The following is a 6131-nucleotide window of genomic DNA, read 5'->3' as shown; positions in this document are numbered from 1 at the left end:
GGGCTCCCGCCCCGCCGCCGGCCCGACGCCCCGGACGGATCAGATCAGCTCGACCACCTGGGAGTAGTGGCAGGCGTCCCGGTGCCCCGTCCCCCGGTCCAGCAGGTCCGGGGGCTCCTCCACGCACCTGACCCGCTCGGCCTCCGACAGCTCGCCCGCGAACTTCGGGCACCTGGTGCGGAACCGGCAGCCGGACGGGGGGTCGGCCGGACTGGGCACGTCGCCGGTGACGACGATCCGCTCCCGGGTCCTCTCCTTGACCGGGTCCGGCAGCGGGATGGCCGAGATCAGCGCCTGCGTGTACGGGTGCGCCGGGGCGCTGAACAGCTGGTCGGTCGTGCCCGTCTCCACGATCTTGCCGAGGTACATCACGGCGACCCGGTCGGCGATGTGCCGGACCACCGACAGGTCGTGCGAGACGAACAGGTACGACAGCCCCAGCTCGTCCTGGAGGTCCTCCAACAGGTTGATCACGCCCGCCTGGATCGACACGTCCAGGGCCGACACCGGCTCGTCCAGGATGAGCACCTTGGGGTTGAGCGCCAGGGCGCGGGCGATGCCGATGCGCTGGCGCTGGCCCCCCGAGAACTCGTGCGGGTAGCGCGAGCCGTGCTCGGGGTTGAGGCCCACCAGTTCCAGGAGTTCCTTGACCCGGGTCCTCGCGCCCTTGGCCCGGCCGTGGATCTGCAGCGGCTCCGCGACCGTGTCCGAGACCGTCATGCGCGGGTCGAGGGAGGCGAACGGGTCCTGGAAGACCAGCTGGAGGTCACGGCGCAGCGGCCGCATCTGGGCGTCCGACAGGTCGTGCAGCGGCCGCCCCATGTACCGGACGTCGCCCGACGTCCGGCGGATCAGCTGGAGCAGGAGGCGCGCCGTCGTGGACTTGCCGCAGCCCGACTCGCCGACGAGCGCGAGGGTCTCGTGCTCGCGCAGCTCCAGGGAGATCCCGGAGACCGCCTGGACCTCCCCGACCTTGCGCCGGAGGATCCCCTTGGAGCGGATCGGGAAGTTCTTGACGAGGTCGGTGGCGGTCAGAAGGACCTCGGACCCCCCGCCGGGCGTGCCGGCCCCCGTCCCGGGCTCCGCCTCCGGGGCCTCCCCGGCGGCGCCCCCCGCCGGCCGGGTCCCCCCCAGCTCGGCCGCGAGGACCTCGGCGGGCGCTTCCGCGTCCACGGAGGTGGGCCGGAAGAGGTCTTCCGGGCGGACCCCGGCCAACTGCTCGCTGAAGTGGCAGGCCGACCGGTGCCGGCGCAGGGGGTCGTCCTCCTCCCCCGCGCCGGGGGCCCCGATGTCCGCCGGCTCCGCGAGCTCGGGCACCTCCTCCTGGCAGATGTCCTGCGCCATCGGGCAGCGCGGCGCGAACGCGCACCCGCGCGGGAGGTTGAGCAGGGAGGGGGGCGTCCCCAGGATGGGGGTGAGCCGTTCGTGCCGCCCCCCGTCCAGCCGGGGCACCGACCCCAGCAGGCCCAGGGCGTAGGGCATGCGCGGACGGTAGAAGACGTCCTCGACCGTGCCCGTCTCCACCAGGCGACCCGCGTACATGACGGCCACCCGGTCCACGTGTCCCGCGACCACGCCGAGGTCGTGGGTGATGAGCACGAGGGCGGCGCCGGTCTCCCGGCGGGCCGCCTCCAGCGCCTCCAGCACCTGGGCCTGGACCGTCACGTCCAGCGCGGTCGTGGGCTCGTCGGCGATGATGACGTCGGGGTCGTTGGCCATCGCGATGGCGATGACCACCCGCTGGCGCATACCGCCGGACAGCTCGTGCGGGTACTGGTCGACCCGGCGCTCGGGGTTGGGGATGCCGACCTTGTCGAGGAGTTCGACGGCGCGCTCCCGCGCCTGCTTCTTGGTCACGTCCCGGTGGGTGAGCACGGCCTCGGCGATCTGGTAGCCGATCGTGTACACCGGGTTCAGCGAGGTGAGGGGGTCCTGGAAGATCATCGCGATCTTCTCGCCGCGGATCCTGCTGATCGCGGCGTCGCCGAGCCCGATGACCTCCTGGTCGAGGACCCTGGCCGATCCCGTCACCCTGGCGGTCCTGGGCAGCAGGCCCATGATCGCCATCGAGGTCACCGACTTGCCCGAGCCGGACTCCCCGACGATGCCCAGCGCCTCGCCGCGGCGGACCTGATAGGTGACGCCGCGCACGGCGTCCAGGGGGCCGTCCTCGGACGAGAAGGTGACGCTGAGGTCCCGGACGTCCAGGACGACATCGTGCCCCGCGGTCGGGACGGGGCCGTCGCTCATGTGTTCGGTCGTGGTCATCGCCGCACCATCGTCTGTCGTGGGTCGAGTGCGTCCCGGAGTCCGTCACCGATGAAGTTGATCGTCAGGCAGATCATGACGATCAGGATGCCGGGCGGGTAGAACAGCCAGGGCCGGGTGAAGGCCGCGGTCCTGGATCCCTCCACCATCTTCCCGAGGGAGATGTCCGGCGGCTGGATGCCGAACCCGATGAAGGAGAGCGCGGCCTCGGTGAGGACCGCCACCGCCACCAGCAGGGTCGCGGCCACGATGATCGGCCCGGCCGCGTTGGGCAGCAGGTGGCGGAAGATGATCCGCGAGGCCCTGGCCCCCACCGCCCTGGCCGCCTCGATGAACTCCTGTTCGCGCAGGGAGAGCACCACGCCGCGGACCACGCGGGCGATGGTGGCCCAGGAGAACAGGCACATGATGAGCGCCACCGCGTACCAGGTGGTCCCGCCCCGGACGTTGCCGTTGATCGCCGCCACGGCGACGATGAGCGGCACGATGAGGAACACGTCGACGACGCGCATCATGATCGCGTCGACCCTGCCGCGGTAGTAGCCCGCGACCGCGCCCCAGACCGAGCCGATCACGGTCGACAGGACCGCGACGGTGAGGGCGACCTTGAGGGACTGCTGGGTGCCGCGCATCGTCTGCGCGAACACGTCGTTGCCCTGGTTGGTGGTGCCGAAGGGGTGCTGCAGGCTCGGCGGCTGGTTGCCGAGGATGTCCCGGCTGACGGTGTGGTCCCACGGCCACACGAAGGGTCCGACGAAGGCGAACGCCGTGATGAGGCCCAGGAAGACCAGGCTGACCATCGCCGCCCGGTGCCGGCGGAACCGGCGCCAGACCATCCGGACCTGGCTCAGCTCCTCCCCCCGGTTGACGTCGCCTCCGGCGGGGAGCCCGGCGGGGCCCTTCCCGCTCGCCGTACGGCTGTCGATGTCACTCATAGCGGATCCTCGGGTCGAGAACGCCGTACAGGATGTCGGCGATGAGGTTGGCGACGACGACGAGGGTGCCGCTGAGCATCAGCCAGGACATGAGCGCGAACGCGTCCTGTGCCCTGACCGCCTCGATGAAGAAGTACCCGAGACCGCGCCACTGGAAGATGGTCTCGGTGATCACCACGCCCTCGATGATGCCGACGAAGCCGATGGTGGCGACGGTGACCAGGGGGATCAGCGCGGTGCGCAGCGCGTGCCGCCTGACGACCACGCTGTTGCGCACGCCCTTGGACCTGGCGAGGCGCACGTAGTCGCTGTTGAGCACCTCCAGCATCGACGTGCGCTGGTAGCGGCTCCACGCCGCGTAGCTGGTCAGCATCAGGGTGATGGTGGGGAGCACGAGGTGACCGGCGGAGTCGAGGAAGTACTCCCAGTTGGTCATGTTGCCCACCCGGGCCGAGTTCGCCCCGATGGTGAAGAAGAACGAGGTGCCCGTGGACTGGTTGAAGACCAGCCCGCCCTCCCGGATCAGCGCGCCCAGCCAGAACGTCGGCATGGCGAGGGCGAGGAACCCGATGAAGGTGAGGGTGTAGTCCAGCTTGGAGTACTGGCGCATGGCGCTGACGACGCCGGAGAGGACCGCCAGTCCGAGGGCGAAGACGAGGGCGGCGGAGACGAGGCGGAGGGTGACGGAGATGCCGGAGGCGAGCTGTTCGCCGATGTCGAAGGCGCCGCCCCGGACCGAGGGTCCGAACTCGCCCTGGAGCAGGCCGATGTCTCCGTTGCCGCCGATCCCCGTCATCCAGAGCCAGTACCGTTCCGGGGTCGACCGGTCCAGGTAGTAGCGGGCCTCCGCGGCGGCGATGGCCTCCTCGCTGGGCGGCGGCTGCGCGAGGCGCATGTCCGCCAGCGGGTCGCCGCTGAGGTCGACCATGAGGAACACGAGAACCGACGCCGCCAGGAGCACTGGGATCGCCACGGCGAGGCGACGCGCGGTGTATACGAGCATGGGAAGGTCCTTCGGTGAGCGCTCCCGGAACGGGGAGGCGGCCCCGCCCGCCGCGGGGGACGGCGGGCGGGGCCCGCCCGGGCCGGGCCGCCGCCGGGACTCTCGTCCCGTCGGCGGTCACCGGTCCGGGCGCGTCTCCCCGCTGTTCGGCACGGAGCGATGCGGGCCGGGAGGTGCGCTAGTTGACCGCGGTCCACTCGTGCTGGTTCCACTGGGCTCGGCGCGACTGGGTGTTGTTGTCCGTGACGTTGCCGAGGTAGTTGGTGTCGTAGAAGTAGAACGACGGGGTGTCCACGAACGGCAGGACGTAGGCCTCCTCGGCCACGAGCGCGGCGGCCTCGTTGGCGAACACGGCGGCCTCCTCGGAGGTGGCGACGTTCTGCGCCTGCTCCGTGAGCTCGTCGACCTCGGGGACGTCCAGCTTGCCGTGGTTGCTCAGGCTCGTGCTGTGCCAGTAGTTGTAGGGCGTGCTGGCGAAGGCCGGGGTGGTGCTCCAGCCGTAGATCATCAGGTCGAAGTCCTGCTCGGCGAGGGTGCCGCCCAGGTCGTCGGTGGTCTCGATCTCGGCGGTGACACCGATCTCGGCCAGGTCGGCCTGGATCAGCTCGGCGATGATCTCGCGGGCGACGTGGCCGGCGGTGTAGCGCAGGCGCAGGGCCGGGACCGCCTCGCCGTCGAGTTCGAGGGTGTCGCCGTTGAGCTCGTAGCCGGCCTCCTCCAGGAGCTCCAGGGCGGCCTCGGTGTCACCGGTGCCCTGCCCGGTGGGGGTGATGACGTCCTCGTGGTACTCGCTCGAGGAGGAGAAGATGTGGTTCGTGCGGGGCTCGACCTCGGGGAACTTCTCGCCGTAGGTGCGGGTCGCGATGTTCTGGACGTCGATGGCGGTGAAGATGCCCTGGCGCAGCGCCCGGTCGGACAGCGCCTCGTTGTCCAGGTTGACGTCGAGGTGCTCCCAGCTGCCGCCGGACTCGATGCCGAACTCGACGTCGGGGGCGTCCTCGAGCTGCGTGATGACGTCGTCGGACCAGGAGGCCGGGGAGCCGCCCTGGACCTCGCCGTTGGTCAGCGCCGGGACCCAGCTGCCCTCCTCGGTGTTGACCTGCTGGATGATCTCCTGGATCTCCGGTGCCGGGCCGTAGTACTCCTCGTTGACGGTCTTGACGATCCGCCCGTCGAGCTCGGGGGTGCCCTCGAAGATGTACGGGCCGCCGGAGACGGTCACGGGGTTCTCGTTGAACCAGTGGGAGGACTCCAGCATGCCCTCGGGCGTGTCGAGGTCGAAGCCCTCGGCCTCGGCGAGGTGCGACGGGTACAGGCCGTCCATGCCGAAGGTGTACCACTCGGGGAACTGCGTCCCCTCCTCGATGGTCACCGTGACGGTCTTGCCGTCCTCGGAGCCCTCGACGCTCTCGATCAGCACGTCCACGTCGGATCCGCGGGAGTTGCAGATCTCGGCGCAGAGCTCCTCCTTGCCGCTGTTCATCTTCCAGGCCCAGATGAAGTCGTCGGCGTCGATGGGCTCGCCGTCGCTCCAGTTGGCGTCCGGGTTGATCTCGTACTCCCAGACCATGGGGTCTTCGCTGAGCAGCTCGGGAGTGTTGACGATGAGGTCGGAGTTCCACTCCCACTGGCCCTCGGGGTTGTAGAACCCGGTCGGGGGCAGGACGCCGTGGAGCATCTGGATGACGTAGACCGAACCGCCCTCGGGGGCGTTGTGGTTCCAGCCGCCGCCGGCCTGGTTGACGATCCAGGTGACGGAGCTTCCATCACCGCCACCGCCACTGTCCTCGGGGGGCGAGCAGGCGCCCAGCACCAGGGCAGCCGAGACGCCGACAGCGGCGGCGGCCAGCAATTTCCTACGATTCTCCATCAGTCACACCCTTGATCACTAATACGAGCCGGACCGCGCGGGTTTGTGTGGTTCG

4 protein-coding genes are annotated in these 6131 nt (G+C 70.3%); all 4 read right to left on the bottom strand.

Annotated features, from left to right (window positions below; translation table 11 throughout):
• Positions 1–39: 39 nt before the first annotated feature.
• The 4 genes from ACWGL3_RS15875 to ACWGL3_RS15860 all read right to left on the bottom strand — a co-directional run bounded on the left by ACWGL3_RS15875 (position 40) and on the right by ACWGL3_RS15860 (position 6076).
• Positions 40–2268: an ABC transporter ATP-binding protein gene (locus ACWGL3_RS15875; RefSeq protein WP_267947061.1), complete on the bottom strand. Its 2229-nt coding sequence runs from the start codon at positions 2266–2268 to the stop codon at positions 40–42.
• Positions 2265–3104, bottom strand: coding sequence for an ABC transporter permease (locus tag ACWGL3_RS15870; protein WP_267950557.1), 840 nt, complete (start codon positions 3102–3104; stop codon positions 2265–2267). Before ACWGL3_RS15870 ends, ACWGL3_RS15875 begins: the two co-directional genes overlap by 4 nt.
• Before the next feature lie 91 nt (positions 3105–3195).
• Positions 3196–4206, bottom strand: a complete 1011-nt coding sequence (locus tag ACWGL3_RS15865; protein ID WP_452461462.1) for an ABC transporter permease — start codon at positions 4204–4206, stop codon at positions 3196–3198.
• 178 nt (positions 4207–4384) lie between these two features.
• Positions 4385–6076 carry an ABC transporter family substrate-binding protein gene (locus tag ACWGL3_RS15860; protein ID WP_267947063.1) on the bottom strand — a complete coding sequence of 564 codons (1692 nt, stop codon included), beginning with the start codon at positions 6074–6076 and terminating at the stop codon, positions 4385–4387.
• Positions 6077–6131: the final 55 nt, after the last annotated feature.

It is taken from the genome of Nocardiopsis sp. NPDC055824 (assembly GCF_053616335.1).
The sequence above is the reverse complement of the archived record's forward strand: the minus strand, read 5'-3'. Positions and strand labels throughout refer to the sequence as shown.

Coding starts and splice junctions, on each gene's coding strand:
- ACWGL3_RS15860 (WP_267947063.1), bottom strand. CDS start 6,076: ATGGAGAATCGTAGGAAATTGCTGGCCGCCGCCGCTGTCGGCGTCTCG.
- ACWGL3_RS15865 (WP_452461462.1), bottom strand. CDS start 4,206: ATGCTCGTATACACCGCGCGTCGCCTCGCCGTGGCGATCCCAGTGCTC.
- ACWGL3_RS15870 (WP_267950557.1), bottom strand. CDS start 3,104: ATGGTCTGGCGCCGGTTCCGCCGGCACCGGGCGGCGATGGTCAGCCTG.
- ACWGL3_RS15875 (WP_267947061.1), bottom strand. CDS start 2,268: ATGACCACGACCGAACACATGAGCGACGGCCCCGTCCCGACCGCGGGG.